At 74.0% G+C, this 20,883-nt stretch carries 18 protein-coding genes; 8 read left to right on the top strand and 10 right to left on the bottom strand.

What is annotated here, in order from left to right; genetic code table 11:
- Positions 1 to 3 precede the first annotated feature (3 nt).
- Positions 4 to 1,086 carry a polyprenyl synthetase family protein gene (locus GA0070623_RS16440; protein ID WP_067300489.1) on the top strand — a complete coding sequence of 361 codons (1,083 nt, stop codon included), beginning with the start codon at positions 4 to 6 and terminating at the stop codon, positions 1,084 to 1,086.
- A 71-nt stretch (positions 1,087 to 1,157) separates the two neighbouring features.
- On the opposite strand, the gene GA0070623_RS16435 is transcribed toward GA0070623_RS16440, so the two are convergent.
- Positions 1,158 to 2,348, bottom strand: a complete 1,191-nt coding sequence (locus tag GA0070623_RS16435) for an MFS transporter (RefSeq protein WP_067300486.1) — start codon at positions 2,346 to 2,348, stop codon at positions 1,158 to 1,160.
- 156 nt (positions 2,349 to 2,504) lie between these two features.
- On the opposite strand from GA0070623_RS16435, the gene GA0070623_RS16430 reads away from it, so the two are divergent.
- On the top strand, positions 2,505 to 3,287 hold the full coding sequence (locus tag GA0070623_RS16430; RefSeq protein WP_067300483.1) for an IclR family transcriptional regulator: 783 nt from the start codon (positions 2,505 to 2,507) through the stop codon (positions 3,285 to 3,287).
- 193 nt (positions 3,288 to 3,480) lie between these two features.
- On the opposite strand, the gene GA0070623_RS16425 is transcribed toward GA0070623_RS16430, so the two are convergent.
- Positions 3,481 to 5,595 (bottom strand): PhoX family protein, encoded by a 2,115-nt coding sequence (locus GA0070623_RS16425; protein WP_067300480.1) that lies wholly within the window; start codon positions 5,593 to 5,595, stop codon positions 3,481 to 3,483.
- A 235-nt stretch (positions 5,596 to 5,830) separates the two neighbouring features.
- Here GA0070623_RS16425 and GA0070623_RS16420 point away from each other — a divergent pair, with 235 nt between their 5' ends.
- Together GA0070623_RS16420 and GA0070623_RS16415 are read left to right on the top strand one after the other, a co-directional pair.
- Positions 5,831 to 6,325, top strand: coding sequence for a sigma-70 family RNA polymerase sigma factor (locus GA0070623_RS16420; protein WP_231932840.1), 495 nt, complete (start codon positions 5,831 to 5,833; stop codon positions 6,323 to 6,325).
- Positions 6,322 to 7,023, top strand: coding sequence for an anti-sigma factor family protein (locus GA0070623_RS16415; RefSeq protein WP_067300475.1), 702 nt, complete (start codon positions 6,322 to 6,324; stop codon positions 7,021 to 7,023). Before GA0070623_RS16420 ends, GA0070623_RS16415 begins: the two co-directional genes overlap by 4 nt.
- A gap of 84 nt (positions 7,024 to 7,107) precedes the next feature.
- Here the strand turns inward: GA0070623_RS16415 and rarD are convergent, their stop codons facing one another.
- The 4 genes from rarD to eccE all read right to left on the bottom strand — a co-directional run bounded on the left by rarD (position 7,108) and on the right by eccE (position 10,808).
- Positions 7,108 to 8,031 (bottom strand): EamA family transporter RarD, encoded by a 924-nt coding sequence (rarD, locus tag GA0070623_RS16410; protein ID WP_067300471.1) that lies wholly within the window; start codon positions 8,029 to 8,031, stop codon positions 7,108 to 7,110.
- Between the two features lie 52 nt (positions 8,032 to 8,083).
- On the bottom strand, positions 8,084 to 8,344 hold the full coding sequence (locus GA0070623_RS16405; RefSeq protein ID WP_084260975.1) for a hypothetical protein: 261 nt from the start codon (positions 8,342 to 8,344) through the stop codon (positions 8,084 to 8,086).
- Between the two features lie 98 nt (positions 8,345 to 8,442).
- Positions 8,443 to 8,829, bottom strand: a complete 387-nt coding sequence (locus tag GA0070623_RS16400; protein ID WP_067300465.1) for a phage holin family protein — start codon at positions 8,827 to 8,829, stop codon at positions 8,443 to 8,445.
- Between the two features lie 167 nt (positions 8,830 to 8,996).
- Positions 8,997 to 10,808, bottom strand: coding sequence for a type VII secretion protein EccE (eccE, locus tag GA0070623_RS16395; protein ID WP_067300462.1), 1,812 nt, complete (start codon positions 10,806 to 10,808; stop codon positions 8,997 to 8,999).
- Between the two features lie 287 nt (positions 10,809 to 11,095).
- On the opposite strand from eccE, the gene GA0070623_RS16390 reads away from it, so the two are divergent.
- The gene (locus GA0070623_RS16390) at positions 11,096 to 11,413 is read left to right on the top strand and encodes a WXG100 family type VII secretion target (RefSeq protein ID WP_067300459.1); all 318 of its coding nucleotides are present in this window, start codon (positions 11,096 to 11,098) and stop codon (positions 11,411 to 11,413) included.
- A gap of 22 nt (positions 11,414 to 11,435) precedes the next feature.
- Complete coding sequence (locus tag GA0070623_RS16385) at positions 11,436 to 11,729, top strand: WXG100 family type VII secretion target (RefSeq protein ID WP_067300455.1); 294 nt, start codon at positions 11,436 to 11,438, stop codon at positions 11,727 to 11,729.
- A 64-nt stretch (positions 11,730 to 11,793) separates the two neighbouring features.
- Here the strand turns inward: GA0070623_RS16385 and mycP are convergent, their stop codons facing one another.
- On the bottom strand, positions 11,794 to 13,014 hold the full coding sequence (mycP, locus tag GA0070623_RS16380; RefSeq protein WP_067300451.1) for a type VII secretion-associated serine protease mycosin: 1,221 nt from the start codon (positions 13,012 to 13,014) through the stop codon (positions 11,794 to 11,796).
- 147 nt (positions 13,015 to 13,161) lie between these two features.
- Between mycP and GA0070623_RS30390 the strand changes: the two genes are divergently transcribed.
- Both GA0070623_RS30390 and GA0070623_RS16370 read left to right on the top strand, forming a co-directional pair.
- Positions 13,162 to 16,395, top strand: a complete 3,234-nt coding sequence (locus GA0070623_RS30390; protein ID WP_407937935.1) for an SseB family protein — start codon at positions 13,162 to 13,164, stop codon at positions 16,393 to 16,395.
- Positions 16,392 to 16,757 (top strand): hypothetical protein, encoded by a 366-nt coding sequence (locus GA0070623_RS16370; protein ID WP_067300448.1) that lies wholly within the window; start codon positions 16,392 to 16,394, stop codon positions 16,755 to 16,757. Before GA0070623_RS30390 ends, GA0070623_RS16370 begins: the two co-directional genes overlap by 4 nt.
- A gap of 23 nt (positions 16,758 to 16,780) precedes the next feature.
- Here GA0070623_RS16370 and GA0070623_RS16365 read toward each other — a convergent pair whose 3' ends face one another.
- From GA0070623_RS16365 to GA0070623_RS16355, 3 genes are all read right to left on the bottom strand, one after another.
- A complete protein-coding gene (locus GA0070623_RS16365) occupies positions 16,781 to 17,713 on the bottom strand; it encodes an alpha/beta fold hydrolase (protein WP_067300444.1) in 933 nt (310 codons plus the stop codon).
- Between the two features lie 157 nt (positions 17,714 to 17,870).
- Positions 17,871 to 18,272 (bottom strand): hypothetical protein, encoded by a 402-nt coding sequence (locus GA0070623_RS16360; protein WP_067300441.1) that lies wholly within the window; start codon positions 18,270 to 18,272, stop codon positions 17,871 to 17,873.
- 83 nt (positions 18,273 to 18,355) lie between these two features.
- On the bottom strand, positions 18,356 to 20,746 hold the full coding sequence (locus GA0070623_RS16355) for an immune inhibitor A domain-containing protein (RefSeq protein WP_084260970.1): 2,391 nt from the start codon (positions 20,744 to 20,746) through the stop codon (positions 18,356 to 18,358).
- Positions 20,747 to 20,883 lie beyond the last annotated feature (137 nt).

Raw genomic sequence — 20,883 nt, 5'->3', positions numbered from 1 at the left:
GGCATGGTTGATGGTGTGGTGATTCCGGCGGGGGAGCGTTCAGGCGTCGTCGGTTCCGGCGGGCGTCGGGGCCGGGCGGGCACGAGTCAGGTCGGCGCGCTCGGCGTGCATCTGGCCGATCCGCAGGTCGAGGCGTCCGTGCTGGGCCTGCTGGACGACGTCGAGGTGGAGTTGCGGGCCAGCGTGTCCAGCGCCGATCCGCTCGTCACCGAGGCGGCCCGGCACCTGGTGGAGGCGGGCGGCAAGCGGTTCCGCCCGTTGCTGGTGGCCCTGGGCGCGCAGTTCGGCGACCCGGCCGGTCCGCAGGTGGTGCCGGCTGCGGTGGTGATGGAGCTCACCCACCTGGCCACCCTCTACCACGACGACGTGATGGACGAGGCGGCCGTGCGGCGGGGTGCCCCGAGCGCCAACTCCCGCTGGACCAACTCGGTGGCCATCCTGGTCGGCGACTACCTCTTCGCGCGGGCCGCCGACATCGCCGCCGACCTGGGGCCGGTGGCGGTCCGCCTCCAGGCCCGCACCTTCGCCCGGCTGGTGCACGGGCAGATCGCCGAGACCGTCGGTCCCCGTACCGAGGACCCGGTCGACCACTACCTGCGGGTGATCGCCGACAAGACGGGTTCGCTGATCGCCACCTCGGCCCGTTTCGGCGGCATGTTCGGTGGGGCGACCGAGCTGCACACCGAGGCTCTCGCCGGCTACGGCGAGACCATCGGGGTGGCCTTCCAGCTCTCCGACGACCTGCTCGACATCGCCTCCGAGTCGACCCAGTCGGGCAAGACGCCCGGCACCGACCTGCGCGAGGGGGTGCCGACCCTGCCGGTGCTCTACGCGCTGGCCGGCGACGACTCCGACGCGGCCTCGGTGCGGCTGCGGGAGATCCTGGCCACCGGCCCGCTGGTCGACGATGCGCTGCACGCCGAGGCGCTCGGCCTGCTCCGGGAGTCCGCCGCGCTCAAGCGCGCCCGGGAGACCGTCCGGAGCTACGCCGAGGACGCCCGCGCGCAGTTGGCCCCGCTGCCGCGGATCCCGGCCCGCCGCGCGCTGGAATCCCTCTGCGACTACATCGCCGACCGCACCAGCTGACCCGACCGCACCAGCTGACCCCGGCCCACCGGCCGTCGGGTGCACCAGCGGATCCGGCCGCCCGGCCCGCGTCAGCCGACGGCGGACCGGGTGAGCAGCCGGCTGCCGGTGAGCATGAGGACGGCCGCGACGACCATGGCGACCGCGGCGGTCAGCCACATCGCCGGATAGCCGTACGCTCCGGCCAGCGCACCGAGGCCGAGCGGGCCGACGCAGCCGCCCGCGTACACCCCGGTCTGGGTGATCGAGGTGGCGGCGGCCGGAGCCCGCGGGTGCAGCCGGACCACCGCGAAGTTCAGCAACCCCGGCCAGGCCCAGCCCAGTCCGAAGCCGAGCACCACCCCGACGGTCAGCGGCCCCGGGCCGGCGACCGCCAGCAGGCCCAACCCGACGGCCCCGACCACCAGCATCGCGGCGATCAGCGTGACGTGGCCGGTGGCCTGCCGGTCGGCCAGCCAGCCGACGCCGATCCGGGCGGCCACGCAGACCGCGCCGCCCAGGGTGAGCACCAGCCCGGCCGGGCCGGGGGCGAGTCCCCGGTGCACCGACGAGTCGACCACGAAGGTGCCCAGCGCGTTGGCGGCCCCGGCCGCGAGGGTGGCCGCCACCCCGACCACCACCAGCGCCACCGTGGCCCCGCCACCGCGTTCCGCCGCACGCTCCCGCGCCGGTGCGGCCGTCCCCGGCGGTACGGCCGGCAGGGCGGCCAGCGCGGCGACGGCGGCGGCCACGAACGCCCACCGCCACCCGGCGGTGAGGGCGACCGCCGGCACCGCCGCCCCGGCCAGCAGCGTGGAGGCCGGGACGGCCGCCTGCTTCACCCCGAACGACAGGCCCTGCCGCCGGGCGGGCACGTGCCGGGCCAGCGCGGCGTTGCTGGCGAGTTGGCCCAGCGCGTTCGCGGTGGCGCTCAGCGCGAGCAGTGCCACCAGCACCGGGTACGACCGGGCCAGCCCGGCGATGGCGAGCAGGCAACCGGCGGCGAGCCCGGTGGCGACCCGGGCCACCACGACCGGGCCGACCCGCTCCACCAGCCGGCCGGACGGCAACGAGGCCAGCGCGCTGACCCCGAAGTACACGGAGACCGCCAGGCCCAGCCCGGCGGGGGAGAAGCCGAGATCGTCGCCCATCTGCACGGCGAGCCCGCCGACCAGGAAGACCGGCAGGACGCTGGCGACGGTGGTGGCGACCGCTCCGACGCTGGCCCGCAGGGGGCGGACGGCCGGTCGGCTCGGCGTAGGGCTGAGCGCGGTGTCGGTCATCGTGGCCCAACCTACGCGAGTCGAGTTCCTGACAACCGTCGGCGTGTCGCCGGGTGACCCGCCGTATACCGCCTGATCTGGCATCCTCCACCCGAACGGGCGTTCCGTCTCGGGCTGGTTTTTCATATGGTGTAATCCCCGGCTGCGGAGGTGGTTGTGCGTGACCCCCTGGCGGAACCTTCGGATCTGATCCGGAGCGTTTCCCGCGCACTACGCGTGCTCGAGTCGGTCGGTCGTGCCCCGAAGGGGCTGACCGTCAAACAGATCGCCCGGCGGTGCGAGTTGACCGTCGCCACCACCTACCACCTGGTCCGCACCCTGGCCTACGAGGGTTACGTGATCCGCCGGGAGGACGGCACCTACATCGTCGGCCTGGAGATCGCCGACCGCTACCGCGAACTGGTCACCGCGTTCCGTGGGCCGGTCGCCGTCGGTGAGTCGCTGCGGCGGGTAGCCGTCGACACCGGGTGGAGCCACTACCTGGGCCGGTTCGTCGGCGGCCAGGTGGCGGTCACCGCCGTCGCCGAAGGGGTCCGCTCGCCGTACCTGGAGGACATGGTCCCCGGTTTCGACGAGGGCGCGCACGCCACCGCCCTGGGCAAGGCGCTGCTGGCCACCCTCACCTCCGAGCAGCGCCTGCGCTACCTGCGCGACTACGGCATGCGGCCGTTCACCACCGCCACCCTCACCAGCCCCGAGGCGTTCGAGGCGGACCTGGCCGCCGGTGACCGGCGGGGGATGCAACTGGAGCTGGGCCAGTTCCGGCAGGGGGTGGCCTGCGCCGCCGTGCTGGTCACCCCGGACAAGGACCTGGAACGTCGGGTGGTGCTGGCCTGCGCGTTGCCGGCCAGCGAGATGATGACCTCCGCCCGGGTGGTCCGGGCCAAGCTGCTCACCGCCGCCCGCGCCGTCGCCGACGGCATCGCCGCGGACGCCTGACCCACCACGGGCGAGGCCCTGCTCCGGCCGCCGCCCCGGTGACTTCTCCTGCCGGAACCGGCGAGATCCCTCTCTGGTCCGGCGCAGGGCAGGACCCTTCCGGACCCGCCAAGGCGAAAGGCCCCCTCCCGGACCGAAGCGGAAGGGGGCCTTCGCGGCCGGCCCGGCGGAGGGCCGGCCCGGGGTGGGTGCGTCAGCTGCCGATCGGGCCGCCGTCGAGCCGCCAGGTGACCACCACGCCCGGCTTGGCGTAGTCGCCGTCCGGCCAGGTCGACGCCGGCTTCTCCACCGACGCACCGGTGATCTCGCCGGGGTGCTGCACCGCCACGAAGACCGACCGGTTGTCGCCGGTGATGAACGGCCCACAGGTCTCCGCGCCCAGCGGAACGGTGAGGAACTGCTTCAGGTGCCCCCGCTCGGGCCCCTCGACGGCGGTGGCGAAGAGGCCGTCGTTGCTGCCCAGCGCGTTGCCGTCGGTGGAGATCCAGAGGTTGCCGGTGGCGTCGAAGGCGACGTTGTCCGGGCAGGAGATCGGGGAGACCTTGGTCTTGTCGTACCCGGCGAAGTAGGTCGACGGGTCGGTCGGGTCACCGGCGACGATCGGCAGCGACCAGGCGAAGGACTCCGCCGTGTTGTCGCCCCGGTCCTCGACCAGCTCCAGGACCTGCCCGTGCTTGTTGAGGTTACGCGGGTTGATCTCGTCGGCGGCCGGCTTGCCGGCCTTGCCCCGGTCGGAGTTGTTGGTCAGCGCCACGTACACCTTGCCGGTGAGCAGGCTCGGCTCGACGTCCTCCGGCCGGTCCATCTTGGTCGCGCCGACCTTGTCCCCGGCGAGCCGGGTGAAGGTGAGCACGTCCGCGGCGGTCATCCCGTCGACGTACGAGCGGTTGCCACTGACCAACCTGATCCACCGACCGGTGCCGTTGAACGCGCCGTCGGCGGGCAGCTTGCCCGAGCCGTCGATCTCGGCGGCGCTGGTCTGGCTGAACTGCGCCACGTAGAGGGTGCCCGACTCCAGCAGGGTCAGGTTGTTCTTGCGGGCCACCCAGGAGTCGCCCGGCATGAACTTCTTGTCGGAGACGAACTTGTAGAGGTAGTCGAACCGCTCGTCGTCACCCATGTACGCGACCACCCGTTTGTCGCGGGCCACGATCACGTTGGCGCCCTCGTGCTTGAACCGGCCCAGCGCGGTGTGCTTGCGCGGGCGGCTCTCCGGGTCGAACGGGTCGATCTCCACGATCCACCCGAACCGGTGCGCCTCGTGGGGGTGCTTCGCCAGGTCGAACCGCTCGTCGGCCCGCTCCCACTTACGGCTGCCGCTCGGGTAGCGGGCGGTGGTGCTGATGCCGTACCGGTCGAACCTCGGCTTCAGCTCGGCGGGCGCGGCGTCGGCGCCGACGAAGTACTGGTTGAAGTTCTCCTCGCCGGAGAGCACCGTCCCCCAGGGGGTGACCCCGCCCGCGCAGTTGTTCAGGGTGCCGACCACCGTGCGGCCCTTCGGGTCGGCGGCGGTCCGCAGCCAGGCCGAACCGGCGGCCGGACCGGTCAGCTCGAACTTCGTGGCCAGCGCGGTGACCCGCCGGTTGTACGGCCGCCGGCCCTGACCCACTGGCCGCCACTGCCCGCTGCCGTCCACCCGCTCCAGCTCCACCACGGACATGCCGTGCGCGGCCATCGCGGTGCGCAGCTGCTCGACGGTGAGGTTGTCCAGGCCGGTGAAGCCGGGGAACATCAGGTCCTCGTTGGTGTACTCGTGGTTGACCACGAGCAGCGCCCGCTTGCCCCGCCGGTCCAGCGGCAGCACCCCGACGAAGTCGTTGTTGTAGCCGAACTGCTTGGCCTGGGCGGCGGCGGTCTGCCCGTGCAGGTCGAACCGGGGCGCACCGGGCAGCACCGGGTCGCCCCAGCGGATGACCACGCTGTGGTCGTACCCGTTGGGGACGACCAGGGTGTCGAGCTGGTTCGGCGGGATCGGCTTGAAGGTCAGCGCCCCGCTGCCGACGCCGCGCTGCGGCGCGGTCGGGTCGCTGACCTCGGGCACCACCGGGGTGGCCCGCGCGGCACCGGCGGGAGCCGCTCCGGCCAGCGCGCCGCCGAAGCCGAGCACCAGGGCGCCCACCGCGCCCGCCCGGACCACGCCCCGCCGGGAGACCTCGCCCTCGACCAGGTCGCCGAAGTAGGTGTTGCCGGAGGTGTTGGGTACCGGATGGTCGCAGGCGTTGCCGCAGCGGTACAGACAGGTCATCGCGTCGCGGCTGCCGTGCCGGGTGGCACCGAGCAGCGGGAGCAGCCGGGGACGGTCGCTCATGGGTTGGAGCCTCCTGGAAGCAGGTCGGTGGCACGCCGTTGTCACCTGCTCGACGTGCGTACCGGGCGGACGCTGCCAGGACGGGGTGAGCGGGCACCGGACTCGGTGTGAACCGGATGTGAACAGCAGTGGCCGGTGAACCGATCAGCGTCACGAACCGTAATAACGGGCGGACACGTTCGCCGGACTCGTCGCGGGAAGCGGAGGGACCACCATCAGCGACCACGACGCCCAACTGCTGCGCGCCCTGCACGACGAGCACGGCGAGGCGCTCTACACGCATGCGCTGCGGCTGGTCAACGGGGACCGGACCCGGGCCGAGGACCTGGTGCAGGAGACCCTGCTGCGGGCCTGGCGGCATCCCGAGTCACTGGACCCGCGCCGCGGCTCGGTCCGGGCCTGGCTCTTCACCACCGCCCGCAACCTGGCCATCGACGCGTGGCGACGACGGTCGACCCGGGTCGGCGAGGTGTACACCGACGACCTGCCCGAGCCGTCGGAGACGGTCGACGAGGCGGAGCGCGCGGTGGAGGCCTGGACCGTCGCGGAGGCGCTGAGCCGGCTCAGCCCCACCCACCGGGAGGTGCTGGTCGAGTGCTTCTACCAGGGCCGTTCGGTGGCCGAGGCGGCAGCCCGGCTGGGGGTGCCACCGGGGACGGTCAAGTCCCGCACCCACTACGCTCTGCGTTCACTACGGTTGGCCCTGGCCGAGATGGGGGTGACCGGATGACCCGCTGCGAGTTCGCGCACGACGACGGCGCGTACGTGCTGGGGGCGCTCGCTCCCGCCGACCGGGCGGCCTACGAACGGCACCTCGGCGGCTGCGCGGCCTGCCGGGAGGCGGTGGCCGAGATCGCCGTGCTGCCGGGCCTGCTCGGTCGGCTCGACCCGACCACGCTGGAGGAGTTCCTCCCACCACCGCCGGAGATCAGCCGGGTGCCCGACCTGATCGCCGTCGCCCGGGAGCGGCGTCGCCGCGAGCGGACCCGCCACCGCCGCCGGTACGCCGTGACCGCGCTGGTCGCCGCCGCCTTCGCCCTGGTGCTCGGCTTCGGTGGGGCCTCCGCCCTGCGCCCGCCGGCCACGCCCACGCCGACCACCCAGGCGGTACGGATGGTCGCCATGGCGCCGGTCGCCGCGAAGACCCCGGCGGTGCACGCGGAGATCGGCCTGCGGGGCACCAAGTGGGGCACCGAGGTCACCATGCACTGCGGGTACGACGCGACGGCCGACTACGGCAAGGCGTACACGTTCCGGCTGCTGGCGCGCGGCCCGGACGACGCGACGGAGCAGATCGCCTCGTGGCTGGCCGCGCCCGGCGACGACGTGAACCTGCACGGTGCGACCCGCTTCACCGACGCCGAACTGGTCCGCTTCGAACTGCTGCGTTCCGACGGCACGATGGTGCTCAGCTACGACGTCCGCTGACGTCCCGGACCCGGTGGGTGCGGTGCCGCCGGACGTCGACGACGGGTGCCCGACCGGCCCCCGGAACGAGCGGACGGACCGGGCTCAGTGGTTGGTGACGGTCAGCGGGGCGGTGGCGCGGGCGACGGCCCGGGTCCGCCGGCCGTGCCGCAGCGCGTCCAGGGTGAAGATCAACAGAGCGGCCCAGACCAGGGCGAAGCCGGCCAGCCGGGCCGGCGGCATCGGTTCGTGGAAGATCAGCACGCCGCAGCCCAGCTGGAGGATCGGGGCCACGTACTGGAGCATGCCCAGCGCGGTCAGCGGCAGCCGGTTGGCCGCGCCCGCGAAGAGCAGTAGCGGGACGGCGGTCGCCACGCCCGCCGCCACCAGCAGCGCGGTGTGCCCGGCCGAGACGTGGCCGAACGCCAACCCGCCCCGGGCCGCCAGCCAGCCCAGGTAGGCCAGGGCGGGCAGCGCGAGCACCGCCGACTCGACGAACAACCCCTCCGCCGCCGGCAGCCCGAGCCGCTTCTTGGCCAGCCCGTAGCCGGCGAAGCTGACCGCCAGGACCAACGCCAGGTAGGGCGGCCGACCGTAGTCGACGGTGAGCACCGCGACCGCCGCCGCGCCCACCCCGAGCGCCGTCCACTGCGCCGGGCGCAGCCGCTCCCGCAGCACGAACACCCCGAGCAGCACCGACACCAGCGGGTTGATGAAGTAGCCGAGCGCCGTCTCCACCACCCGGTCGGAGTTCACCCCGTAGATGTAGCTGCCCCAGTTCACCGCGATCAACGCCGCCGCCACCCCGATCCCGGCCAGGGTCCGGGGACGACGGGCGAGCGACCGCAGGAAACCGACGTTGCGCAGCGCGGCGAGCAGCAGCGCGACGAAGAGCACCGACCAGATGATCCGGTGGGCGAGGATCTCCACCGGCCCCGCCGGGCGGAGCAGCTTCAGGTAGATCGGGAAGAAACCCCAGATCAGGTACGAACCGAAGCCGTAGAGATAGCCGAGCCGCAGCGGAGTCACGACCCCACCGTAAGGGGTGTGACCGGCTCAGACTCCTTTCCGGTGAGCGGGCTCACCGTTCGCTCACCCCCTCCATCCACCGCTGCGGCGGGACCGGGGTGAAGCCCAGTTTCGGGTACACCCCGTGGGCGTCGAGGGTCGCCAGCCCGATCCGGCGTACGCCGAACGAGGCGAGGTGGTCCCGGACCGCCTCCCGGTCCCGGCCGAGTGCCCGGTAGGCGTCGGTGGAGAGCCAGTGGTGCACCCGGTCCCGGTCGATCCGCCCCGGGTCGGTGCTGAGCTGGTGGCCGTCGGGGTGGGTCAGCGTGAACACGCCGTCACGCCAGCCCTGCCCCGGGCCGGTGCCGCCGGCCAATTCCCACCCGGCGGCCGCGCCCCGGCTCCCGACGACCACCGCCTCCGGCGGTCGGGTCAGTCGCGGTCGAGGATGGCGCCGAGAATCCAGGTCACGATGCCGACGAGGAGCGCGCCGAGGACCGCCTCCGGCCAGAACCCGTCCACGTGGAACGGCAGGTCCGCCTGGTCGGCGATCCAGCTGGTGAGCAGGAACAGCAGGCCGTTGACGACCAGGGCGATCAGCCCGAGGGTGAGCAGGTAGAACCCGCAGCCGACGGTCTTGATGATCGGCTGGAGCACCGCGTTGACCACGCCGAAGATCACCGACACCAGTACCAGGGTGACGATCGCCTCGCCGGCCGAGTCGGTGTCGAGCGTGATGCCCGGGATGAGCAGTGTCGCCAGCCAGAAGGCCACCGCCGTGGAACCCAGGCGGATCAGGAGACCCTTCAGAAGATCCATGCCGGGATCGTGCCATGCGCGATCCACCCGGGGGAACCGTCGTGGCCTCCCGGACCTGGGTCCAGCCCCCGCCCGGCCGCCCTCGGTGGGTGGTTGCCCGCCCGGCCGCCCCCGGTGGTCGTGGCCCGGTCAGCGCCGTCCGGCCGCCCCCGGCGGTGGTAGCCCGGTCAGCGCCGTCCGGGCCGGCCGACCAGCCGCGACTCGATCGGGGTCGGCGAGAGCAGCGCCCAGCGCAGCGCCCGCCGGTTGACCACCGCCACCATGTCGTCCCGGATCCGGGTCAGCCACTCCGCCGAACCGCCCAGCCCCAGCGCCGTGCCCGCCAGGGCGGCCTCCGCCGGGTCGAGCGGTTGCAGCACCGCCAGGTCGGCCCGGCCCAGCGTGTCCAGGTCGGCCGGGGTCAGCGCGTCCCGGACCACCAGGGTGGACACCCAACCCACCCCGGGAGCCGGCTCACCCACCGGGGTGCCGGCGTCGATCACCACCAGCAGCGGTCGCAGCGGTGCCCCGCCCGCACCGACCGCCCGGCCGGTCGGCACCACCACGACCCCGCCCTGGTGACCGCCGACCCCCCGGACGAACGGCTCCCAGGCCCGCGGTCGACCGGTCTGCACGACCACCCCCGCCCCCAACGCCACGGCCCGCAGCACCAGCAGCTGTGCCGCCGCCAGCCCGCCGACCAGCACCAGCCGGGTGCCCTCGGCGCGGAACAGCCGGACCGTCACCGCGCCACCGTGCCGGTCGCCCCCCACCACCAGCCCGGCCCGGTGCAGGGTCAGCTCCGGTGGCTCGACCCCCGGCGCGGTCACCTCCGCCACCGCGGGTACCGCCAGCGGCAGGGTGGCGGTCAGGCCGGGCAGCTGCGCGCCGTCGAGCCGGCGCAGCTCACCCCCGGCGTCGGCGGCGAGCCGGCACAACCCTTCGGCGGCGTGCTCCAGCGCGGCCGGCGTCGCGGCGGCCAGCCGTACCGTCAGCTCGGCCGGCGTCGGCGCGGTGTCGTCGCCGGCGTGCGGGCCGACGCAGAGCGACACCGTGGTGGCGGTCGCCGGCAGGGCCAGCAGCCGGGCCACCAGGAGACGACCCGGATCGACCCGGGCGTCGGGCCAGCGGTCCAACCGGAAGGTCGCCTGGCAGAGCTCACCGACGTGCAGCACCGACCAGGTCTCCCGGACCGGGAGCCCGGCGTCGCGGTGGGCGAGTTCGCCCAGCACCCGCAGGACGGCGTGCTCGCCGAGCGGCCGGGCCGGTAGTGGCCCGACCCGACGGACGATCCGCCGGACCGTGCCGGCGAGCGCCCGCCGCAGGTCGGCGTCGGCCCAGCCGGGTACCCGCAGCACCCGGACCGCGAGCAGGGCCCGTTCCTGTCCCGGGAGCCGCCCCTCGGTCAACTGCCGGTACGACGTGCCGGCCGGACCGCCGGCCACCGCCGCGGCCGGTGCGGGTACCGCGCACAGCAGCAACTGCACCCGTACGGGTGGCTGCCCCGCCCCGGCGGGCGGCAGCAGCGTGCCGGGTGCGGGGAGCGGCTGGGACCGGTCGCCGAGCAGGTCACCCGGGTCGCCGAGGTCGAGCAGGACGGTCAGCCCGGCGGGGTCGTCGACCATCCCGGCCGGACCTGCGGCCAGCTCCACCGACCCCAGCGCGGCGTCCGGGACCAGCAGGTCCAGCAGGGCCGCCGGGGAGGCGTCGGCGGGCAGCCCGCGCCGTCGGCTGACGTACCCGGCGACGGTGCCCCACCAGTCGAAGAGCCAGCGCCCGCGCCAGCGCCCCCAGCCGAGGCCGACCAGCACCACCGCACCGAGGGCGGCGAGCACGGCCGGCGTGGCCCCGCGACCGTACGCGGCCACCGGCAACGCCAGGGCGACCTGCGCGGCGACCACCTGGCCGGGGCGTACGGCAGCGCCCGGACGGGGCGGACGCCGGTGTGCCCGCGGCGGCGGCTGACGCCGGGCCGGACGATCGGTCGTGCTCGCCGACACCGCATCTCCTCCGTCGCGTCGTCGCCCGGCCCCGGATCGGACCGGAAAGCTACGACAGCGTGACCCATGGTAAGGGGCGGCGCGGTCCGACGGGGACCGAGTCGGCCGGCCGGACGTGGTTGTCCACAGGGGGCGGTGACGGGGTAGCACAACCGCGATCGGACGACTACCGTCAGCGACGAGTTCCGCCGACCAGCTGCGTCCAGGCCCGACGCCGACGCACGACGACCGTCCGGGGTGGACGGCGTGACGGTCGGCGTCTACCGGGGAGACGAGGTGACGTCCGGGTGTCCCAGACCCAGGCAGAAGCCGCGGTGATGCAGCACACCGCCGCGAAGTTCGAGCAGGTGGACCAGTCCCTACAGGCCATGCTGACCGGCCTGATGGCCGAGCTGGCGGTGTTGCAGCAGGCCTGGCGGGGTGCCGGTGGGCGCTCGTTCGAGCAGGTCAAGCAGCAGTGGGGAAGGGACCAGGCTGCCCTGCAACGGGCCCTGCGGGAGACCGCCACGGCCATCCGCACCGCCGGCCGGCAGTACGACGTCTCGGACACCGAGGCCGCCGGCCGGGTCGCCGGCACCGACCGCGGCATCCGACTGCCGCTCTGACCAGATCCGGAAGGAGCATCCGATGGACCACGGTGTGCTGGTCGTCAACTTCGCCGCGCTGCACCAGGCCGGCGCGGACATCCAGAAGGCGTTGAACACCCTCGACTCGCAGCTCGGCCAGCTCGAACGGGACGCCGCGCCGCTGGTCGCCGGCTGGGACGGCGAGGCCCGGCAGGCGTACGAGCAGCGGCAGGCCCGGTGGCGCTCGGCGTCGCAGGACCTCCAGGCCATGCTGCGCGACATCAAGATCGCGGTGGACGACTCCGCCGCCGACTATCTCGACACCGAGAAGCGGAACGTCGGCCTGTTCCAGTGACCACGTCGGCTGCGCCGGTGCCACCGGCCGGCGACGCCTGACGATCCGCCGTCGGGCGTCGCCGTCAGGTGGACCGGGCGGGGTGCCAGCGGCGGCGGGTGCCCCGGGGAAGCACCACGGCCAGCAGGACGGCCGCCCCCACCAGCCCGCCGACGACCGTGGCGACCAGCAGTGCCCGGTCCCGGGCCGCCGCCCGGCGGTTCCGCCGGGCCGGTAGCGCCGGGTCGGCCCGCTCCGCCGGCAGGGCCATCTCCGGCCGGGTGGTCGGCAGCGGGCCGGTGCCGGTCTCCACCACCGCCCGGTACGGGTTGAGCACCCCGGCTCCGTAGCCGTCCCGCGGCCCACCGGGTGCCGGGTCGGTGGTGCCCACGATCCGGCGGGTCACCTCCGGGGCGCTCAGGTCCGGCCGGTACGCGCGCAGCAACGCCGCGGTACCCGCCACGAACGGGACGGCGTAGCTGGTTCCCTCGGCCCGCTGGTGGCCCTGCCCCGGCGCGGCCATCAGCACGTCGCTGCCCGGAGCGACCAGGTCGACGTACGGCCCGGTCTGCGAGAACGTGGCCCGGGTGCCGGTCGGGGTGACCGCCCCCACGCCGAGCACCCCGTCGTAGGCGGCCGGGTAGGGCAGCGGGTCGCCGCTGTCGTGCAGGTTGCCGGCGGCGGCCACCACGATCACGTCCCGCCGGACCGCGTAGTCGATCGCGTCCCGCACGTCCGGGTCGTCGGCGTACAACACGACGGAGAGGTTGAGCACGTCGGCGTCGTGGTCCACCGCCCACCGGACGGCTTCGGCGAAACCGGCGGCGCTGACCGTGCGCCCAGACTCCCGCCCCTCGACGACCTGCTGTTCGCTGACCCGTACCGGCAGGATGCGGACCCCGGGCGCGAGCCCCCGGAAGGCCACCCCGGCATCCTCCCCGGCGGCGATGATGCTGGCCACGCCGGTGCCGTGCCCGGCGCAGTCGCGGGTGCCGTCGCCGCCCGGGTCGAGGAAGTCCGCGCCGTCTAGCACCCGGCCCCGCAGCTGGGGGTGCCGCCGGTCGACGCCCGAGTCGATCACGGCCACGGTGACGCCGGCTCCGGTGGCCAGCGGGGTGAGCCGTTGCGGGGCGTACCGTTGCTGGGGCCACGGCACGGCGGCGACCGGCCGGGCCGGCGCGGGCGACGTGGCGCAGGTCGGGGCGGCGCGGGCCGGGGTGACCGACGACACGGCGACCAGCGGTAGCGCGGTGAGCAGGGCTGCGGCCAGGATCGTCAGCGCCCCTCGACCATCGGGTCGGAACATCGACCGCCTCCGTATCGTGACGACTCGGCCACCGGATGCTATCTCCCGGGCTGGCCGTCGGGTCGGCCGCCGGCAGCGGCCCATTGTGATCTTGTTTTCACCTTGTAGGTTGTACGCGACGCCTGTGGCCTGAACCGGGGAGGAGAGGTGGCCGTGACCGACTGGGAGCCGGCTACCGAGGCCGAGGCGGGAATGCGTGACGCGCTGCGCGTCGGAGACCAGGAACGCTACTTCCGGATCCTCGCCGGGACGGACCTCTTCCTTCCGGTCTCCGGTCAGGCCCTGGCCGGTGCGGCACCGATGGGCTGGGGCACCTGGACCACCGGCGGCCGGACGCACGTGCTGGCCTTCACCTCCACCGCCGCCGTGCACGCCTGTCTCGGTGCCTCCGCCGGGCCGTGCCGCCGCAGCCGCTACGCCGACCTGGCCGTCGAGTGGCCCAATCACGAGTGGTGGCTGGCGGTGAACCCGGGCCTGCCGATCGAGGGCTACCTGCCCGCCTGGTTCGTCTCCCAGCTCTCCCGGGGTGACGTCCGGCTGCCCGGCCGTGCCACCGGTGTGCGGTCCCGACCGGAACACGAGCAGACGTCGGGTCGGAACGGGATCGACGGGGAGCCGACCGCCGACCTGTCGGCCGGTCCCGCCGGCTGGGCACCGTCCCGGCCGGTGCCGCCCGCCGGTGCCGTTCCGCCGGTCGGTGCCGTCCCGCCCGGCGGGGGCGTTCTCCACCCGGCGGGGGGTACCACGTCGACCGGGGAACGGGGTCGTCCGGCCACCCCACCCGCCGCCGGTCCGCTGGACGCCACCGGAGTGCCCGTCGACGCCCGGTCCGCGCGCCCCGCCGACATGCCCGGTCGGCCGACGACGGTCCCGCGTCGCCGGGTGCTGGGTGAGGAGTCCACCGGGCCGGCCAACGGGCGTGCCTCGTTCTTCGAACCGTCCAGCACCCGGGGTGCGTCCCGGTCGCCGCGTGAGAATCCGCTGCGCTCCGGCGAGCGGGCCACCCCACCGGCCCGACCCGGCCTGAGCGGCCAGCCCTTCCCCCGGCGACGCCCGGCACCTGCCGCACCGACCGAGGACGAGACCACCCGGGCGTTCCGGGTCGGTAGCCCGGCCGAGCAGCCGGTCCGGCCCGCCGCCGGCAACGGCACGACGACCGTCGGCCGCCGACCGGACCCGTTGGCAGAGGAGCCGACCAGGGCGTTCCGGGTCGGGCCACCGGCAGCGGAGGCGCTACCCCGTCGGCGGATCCCGGACGGGGCGTCCGGCGCACGCCCGTCCCAGCCGTCGACCGGCCCGGCCGCTGCCCCGGCGGCTCCGACCGGCCCGGCCGCTGCCCCGGCGGCCCCGACCGGCCCGGTGCCGGACGAGGCCGAGGAGTTGGCGCCGTCCGCCGCCGAACCGGTCTCCGCGCCGCCGGCAGCGCGTCGGGGGTTCACGCCCATCGTGATAGAGGGGGTGATCCTGGAGTCACGCGACCTGCCCGTCGTGCCCGCCCCGGCCCCCGCGCCGCCTGTCGTTCCGGGACCGTCGGCCGTTCCCCCACCGCCGGCCACGCCGCCGGTCGCCACCACGCTGCCGCTGGCCACGCGGCCGGTCGCCCCCACGCCGCCGCCCGCTCCGTCGGTCGTCTCCCTGCCGCCGATCGTGGGTGGGCCGGACGCGGGGAGCACGGTCACCCGGAACGGGACCGGTCCGCTCACCCCACCCGCCCGGCCGGTCACCCCCGGACCGGTCTCCCCGGGGGCGTCCGCCCGGCCCAGGCCCGCCCCCGGCGACCTGTGGACCCCGGCCGCCGAGCGGACCCCGGCGAACGGATCGGTGCCGCCCTCCACCGACCTGGCGGCCCCTGCGCCCGCACCCGCGTCCACCGTCGAGGACACGCCGGCCACGGTGCCGGACGCCTGGTCCGCAGCACCGGACGTGGCATCCGTCCCGGCGGGCGGACCGACCCTCCCGGAGGGTGCGCCGGCACCCCCCTCGGCCGGGGTGCGGCCCGACCGCGCCGCACCGCCGGTGGCCGCGTCCGTCAACGCACCGGCTGCCGGCCCCGCCCCGACGGCGACCGGTGCGCCGGGTGCGGCGGCCCCGGGCCAGCCCGTGCCGGCGGCCCCCGCCGGGTCGCCGGAGCCGCTCGCCGCGCCGATGGTCCGCGCCGACCCGGACGACCTGTGGACGCCGGCCGCCGAGCGGGCCGGACGTGCTGCCGGCCGGATCGGGCCGGCCGCCGACCGGGTCGCGCCGGTCTCCCCGGCGACCGGACCGACCACCGTAACGCCGCCGCAGTCGGGTACGACGTCCGCGCCGCCGCAGTCGGGTACGACGTCCGCGCCGCCGCAGTCGGGTACGACGCCCGCGCCGCCGGTTCCGCCGCCCGCGGGCTCGGAAGGCCCGGCCGCCACCGGTGTCGACGAGCTGTTCCAGCCGGCCAACGAGGTCGAGGAGAACCTGCTGGACGCCGCGGGCACCGGCAGCACCGACGGGTTCCTCTCCACCCTCCTGCTCGCCCGGGTGCTGCTTCCGGTCAATCCCGACTCGGCGTCCGGCAGCCGGCCCGGCGAGCCCGGTTTCGCCTGGCGCACCGTCACGACGGACGGCGAGACGTGCGTGGTGGTCTACACCTCGCCGGAGCGGCTGGCCGAGCACGACGTGCTCCCGGTCCAGACGATCGGGGTCCGGTTCGTCCAGCTGATCCGGCGCTGGCCGGACCCGAGCTGGGCGTTCATCGTCAACCCGGGCACCCCGGTCGGGGCCAAGCTCCCCGGGGAGCAGATCGTCGCGCTGGCCAGTTGGGCGGCGGAGGTCGGGCTCGGCGACGAGGCGGACCTCGAACCGGTGGCCGCCGCCGAGGCCCCGGCCGAGCGCACCCGGTACGCCCCACCGGCCACCGACCCGTCCCGTCCGGTGGTGATGCAGAAGGCCATCGCCCCGAGCCAGCTCGCCTACTACCTCGAACGTGGCTACGACCGGGTCTCCGGCTTCGTGCACCGGGCCGGCGAGCTGGCCCACCTGACCACCCCGGCCGAGTTGTACGACGCCCTGGGGCTGGGCTACCCGGACTCCCCCTTCACCCGGGACGCCGAGGCGGCCTACGTGCTGCGCTGGCCGGCGTACCGGCCGAGCCTCTACCGCATCCCCTACGGCGGGCAGAACGAGGCGGCGATGCGGGCCATGGAGGGCTGGGTGATCGAACGCGCACCGTTCCGCGGCAACGGGTTCGCGCCGGGGGAGAGCAGCGACGTGGTGGCCGAGTTCAAGGTGGACAGTGCCCGGCTGCCGCACGGCGCGCAGCTCTGGCGGATCGGCACGGAGGGCACCGAACGGGTGATCGCCGTGCTGGACACCGACGCGCTGGTCTGGCGACGGACGGACCAGCCGTGATGCGCGACGGTTACGTGGCCCGGTGGCAGGGCAAGGAATACCAGGTCAGCCCGGACGGCGACCACGTGCGGATCTACCAGCCGGAGCCCGCCGACGGCTTCGAGGAGGTACGCCCCGGCCGGTACGTGCGGGTGGTGCCGGCCGGTGAGGTCGAGGGGCTGGCGTACGTGCGGACCACCTGCACCTGGCAGGGGCAGCCGTTCGTGGTGCTCGGCGAGCACGACGGTTGGCTGCGGGTCGAGTACACCGGTGGTCGCTGGCCGGTGGCGCGGGCGATGGGGCTGGAGGTGTTCGACTTCGGTGTCTACCAGGGCTGGGCACCGGCCGCCGAGGTCGTCGACCTGCGGGAGCAGCGGGTCTGACGGCTGTCCGCCGGTCGGCAGGGTCAGGACTTGGTCCAGCGCAGGATCTCACCGAGCACCAGCTCGCCGGCCTCCACGTGGGGGAAGTGCCCCACGCCGTCGAGCAGCCGCCACTCGTAGGGGGCGCTGACGTACCGGCCGGAGCCCTGCGCGGTGCGGGGCAGCGAGGCGACGTCGACCGCCCCGTGCAGTTGCAGGGTGGGTGTGACCAGTGGCCGCTGCATCAACCGGACGAACCGGTACCCGTGCAGCCGCAGCACCGAGCGGAAGGCCCACCGGTAGCCTTCCAGGGCGCAGAAGGCGGCCTGCGGGATCAGCATCGCCTCCCGGCAGCGCTGCGCGTAGTCGGCGAAGTCGGGGCCGGTGACCCACTGCGGGCCGCCCCAGCGGCGCAGCATCTCCCCGACCTCGGCGGCGTCGTTGCGGGTGAGCACGTGTTCGTACCGGGGGAGCTGGAACTTCAGCGCCGGGGTGGAGGCGGCGAACTGGCCACGCGGGTCGGCGAAGATCGCCGCCCGCAGCCGCAGCGGGTGGGGGGCGCCGAGCACCACCAGCCGGCGGACCAGGGTGGGGTGGAACGAGGCGGCCGTCCAGCCGATGAGCCCGCCCGAGCCGGCGCCGACGATGGTGGCGGAGCGTTCGCCGAGACCGCGGATCAGGCCGGCGACGTCGGCGGCGAGGGTGTAGCCGTCGTATCCCCGGGGTGGTTTGTCGCTGGCGCCGTAGCCGCGCAGGTCCACCGCGACGGCCCGGAACCCGGCGTCGGCGACGGCCGGCAGCATCGCGTGCCAGGCCCACCAGTGTTCGGGGAAGCCGTGCAGGAAGAGCACCATCGGGCCGGTGCCCGCCTCGACGACGTGGAACCGGCTGCCGTTCGCGCCGACGAACCGGTGTGTCCACGGTCCTTCGGTGAGGACGCGGGACTCGTCGACGGCTCCGCCGCGCTGCTCGGTCATGGGGCACAGCCTAGGACCTCCGCGCCGGTCGATGGCCTGGCCGACCACGCCGGTGGCGGCGGAGCGGTGGGGCCGGGTCGACCGGGGGCGGTCCGGGACCGTCGGCGCACGGCTGGCCGGGGGCGGTCCGGGGCCGTCGGCGGATGGCTGACCGGGGTCAGCGGACCGCGGTGATCTCGATGATGCCGGCCGGTGTGCCGGGGCCGCAGGTGGCCCTCGGATCGGCCGGTCCGACGGTGACCCGGACGGTGGTGCCGGTGGGGAAGGTGCCCATGCCGGGGCCGTGCAGCGCGTACTCCCGGCCGTCGTCGGTGACCAGGCCGTAGCACGGGCCGTCGCCGCCCCGGGTGATCCGGCCGGCGATCCGGTCCGGTCTGCGCCGGTCGGTGGGGTGTCGTGGGGGCGTGGTCGGGCGGCGCGGGGCGGGCGGCACGGTGGCGGAGAGCGGGACGGGCCGGCCGGCGGTCGCCGCCGGTGTCCCTTCCGGACCGCCGGCCGGTGGTCGGGTGCTCGGGGACGGGCCGGCGGGTGGGGTGGTCGGGGTCCGGTCGTCGCTCATGGTGCCTCCGGAAAGGGCCGATGCCCCGGGCAGGAGACCTGCCCGGGGCATCGGGTGTGACGGGTGGTGCGCTGATCAGCGGATCAGGAGAAGCGAACCTTCACCGAGGTGCCGTTCTGCTCCACCACGCGGATCTTGGTGCCGGTGGCCGGGAGCTTGACGCCGTGGTTCGGCAGCTCCGGGTACCAGTACTGCTTGGTGTCGTCGAACAGCGGCTGCGCGGCCTGGCCACGGACGTACTGCGGCACGCTGTTGATGTGCAGCGTGAACGAGTCCGCCTTCTTCAGGCTGAAGGTCGCGTCGTACACCTGGACGCGGGCCCGCCACGGGGCACCGGTCAGGTTGTACAGCGGCTCCGGGTGCGCGTCGATGATCATGTTCCGACCCTCGCCCGGGTGGTCGAAGGTGTCGTTGTCGGCCCACCGGAGGTTCCAGTAGGAGATCAGCAGACCCTCCTGGTACGCGTAGTGGTCCACGTAGTCCGGGCGGGTGTTCGCGTAACCGAAGTAGTACGGGCCGGTCTTGAGGTACTGGTCGTACGACACGTAGGACCGGTTGCCGGCGATGTAGTAGTTGTCGAACTTACGGATGTAGGTCTCGGCCACGATGCTGAACCCGTTCAGGGTCCAACCGGTGGCACCGGCCTCCGCACCGTCGCTGAGCACGGTCTGCCCGTCGGCGGTGATGGTGATCGCGTCACCGTAGAAGCCACCCTCGGAGACACCGCCGTCGGTCTGGTAGCGCAGCCGGAACTGCACCACCTTGCCGGCCGCCGCGTTCATCGGGATGTTGACGTCGACCCACTGGCCGCCGCTGGTGCCGTCCAGGGCGAAGCGCCCGGGGGAGATCTCCTTGAGGGCCTTGCCGTTGGCGGTACCCGGCAGGGTGGACCAGGTCTGGCCGCCGTCGGTGCTGGCCTCGAAGAAGAGGTAGTCGTAGTCCGCCTCGATCGAGTAACGACCCTTCATGGTGAGCGCGGCGCTGGTCTTCCCGGTGAGGTCGATCGTCCGCGTCATCGTGGTGTTCAGGTCGTCGTCGTTGCCGGAGAAGAACTGCTTCGTCCCCTCGAACGGCTTGCCGTTCTGGAAGGTGTACTCCCGCTGGGGCAGCACCACCACGGCACCCTGCGCCTTGTCGGAGTTGTACTCCTGCGGGCCCAGGTTGAGGGTCTTCTGCTGGCCGGCCACCACGACCTCGTAGTCGAGCCAGCCGAGCTGGAGCTTGTTCCACGCGCCGAGGTCGCCGCCCCGGTCGCCGATGCCCTGGTCGTTCTTGGCACCGAGCCGGCTCTGGGCCATCAGGGTCCAGTGCTCGTTGTTGTTGTCACCGCTGTTGATGACGTTGTAGTCGTCCGGCAGACCGAGGTCGTGACCGTACTCGTGGTAGAAGACGCTCCGGCCACCGTTCTCCGGCTGGATGGTGTAGTCGCCGATCCAGACGCCGGTGTTGCCGATCTGGGTGCCGCCGCCGGGGAAGGTCGACGGGCCCGTGCTGCCCTGGTCCGAGGCGAAGGCGTACCACCGGTGGCTCCAGATGGCGTCCTCACCCTGGATCGGGTCGCCGTCGGCCTGGTCGCCGCCGGAGTGGACGATCTGGAAGTGGTCGATGTAGCCGTCCGGCTCGTTGAAGTTGCCGTCGCCGTCGTAGTCGTACCGGTCCCACTCGTCCATCGACTTGACGTCGGCGGCGATCTGGGCGTCGGTGCGGCCGGCCGCCTTCTGGTCGGCGACCCACTGGTTGGCGGCGTCCCGGACGAGCGCCCAGGTGTTGTTGCAGACGTTCGAGGCGCAGGGGTAGCCGTTGGAGCGGCCGTACCGGGCCTCGTTGTACTTCACCTTGACCCAGTCGGTGACCTCGCCCTCGACGCTGTAGCGACCCGAGGACTGGGCCTCGTAGTACTGCTTCAGCGACTCGTCACCCTGACCGGTGCCGAAGTAGATCTTCCGGTAGTAGTCGGCGTTGTAGTCCGGCTGCCAGACGGTGGAGTTGTCCACCGCCCGGTTGGGCGCCGGGATCTCGTTGTGCAGCGGTCCGTCGAACCGGGTCGGGCCGGGAACGGACGGAGCCGTGTCCTGGTCCGGGTAGCTCGGGTGCCGCTCGTTGCCGAACTCCGCGAGGATGACGAAGATCTTGTCCGTCTTCTCCCGGCCCAGTTCGACGTACTGGTCCTGCGTCTGGGCGACGCCCGAGGTCGTCGTCCGGGCGTTCCGCCCCGCAGCCTGGGTCTTGCCGACCTTGACGACCGTGCTTCCGTTGATCTTCTGCGCCTTGGTCTTGCCCGAGATGACCTCGCTGAGGCCCTCCTGGCGCAGTGCCCGCCGCTTGGTTTCGAGCGGGTTGGGCAGATCGTGGTCCGCGTTGGCGGGCTCCGCGATCGACGGGGCGGCCGTCGGGAGCTTCGGCGTCGGCGCGGCGCTGGCGGACGTACCCGTCACCAGACCTGTCGCCGTCAGCGAGAGCCCGAGCAGACCCACTGCGACTTTGCGCACGTGGTACCTCCGGTGTGAGGGAACCGGCCCAACGGGGGTACGGGCCGGCATGGGACGTCCCACTAGTGGGACCCATGGTGAACATAGACACTGCCGGGACGGGTGGGAAGATGTCCGCGTCG

Origin of the sequence: Micromonospora rifamycinica, from assembly GCF_900090265.1 — a bacterium.
Taxonomy (GTDB): Bacteria; Actinomycetota; Actinomycetes; order Mycobacteriales; family Micromonosporaceae; genus Micromonospora; species Micromonospora rifamycinica.
The sequence above is the reverse complement of the archived record's forward strand: the minus strand, read 5'-3'. Positions and strand labels throughout refer to the sequence as shown.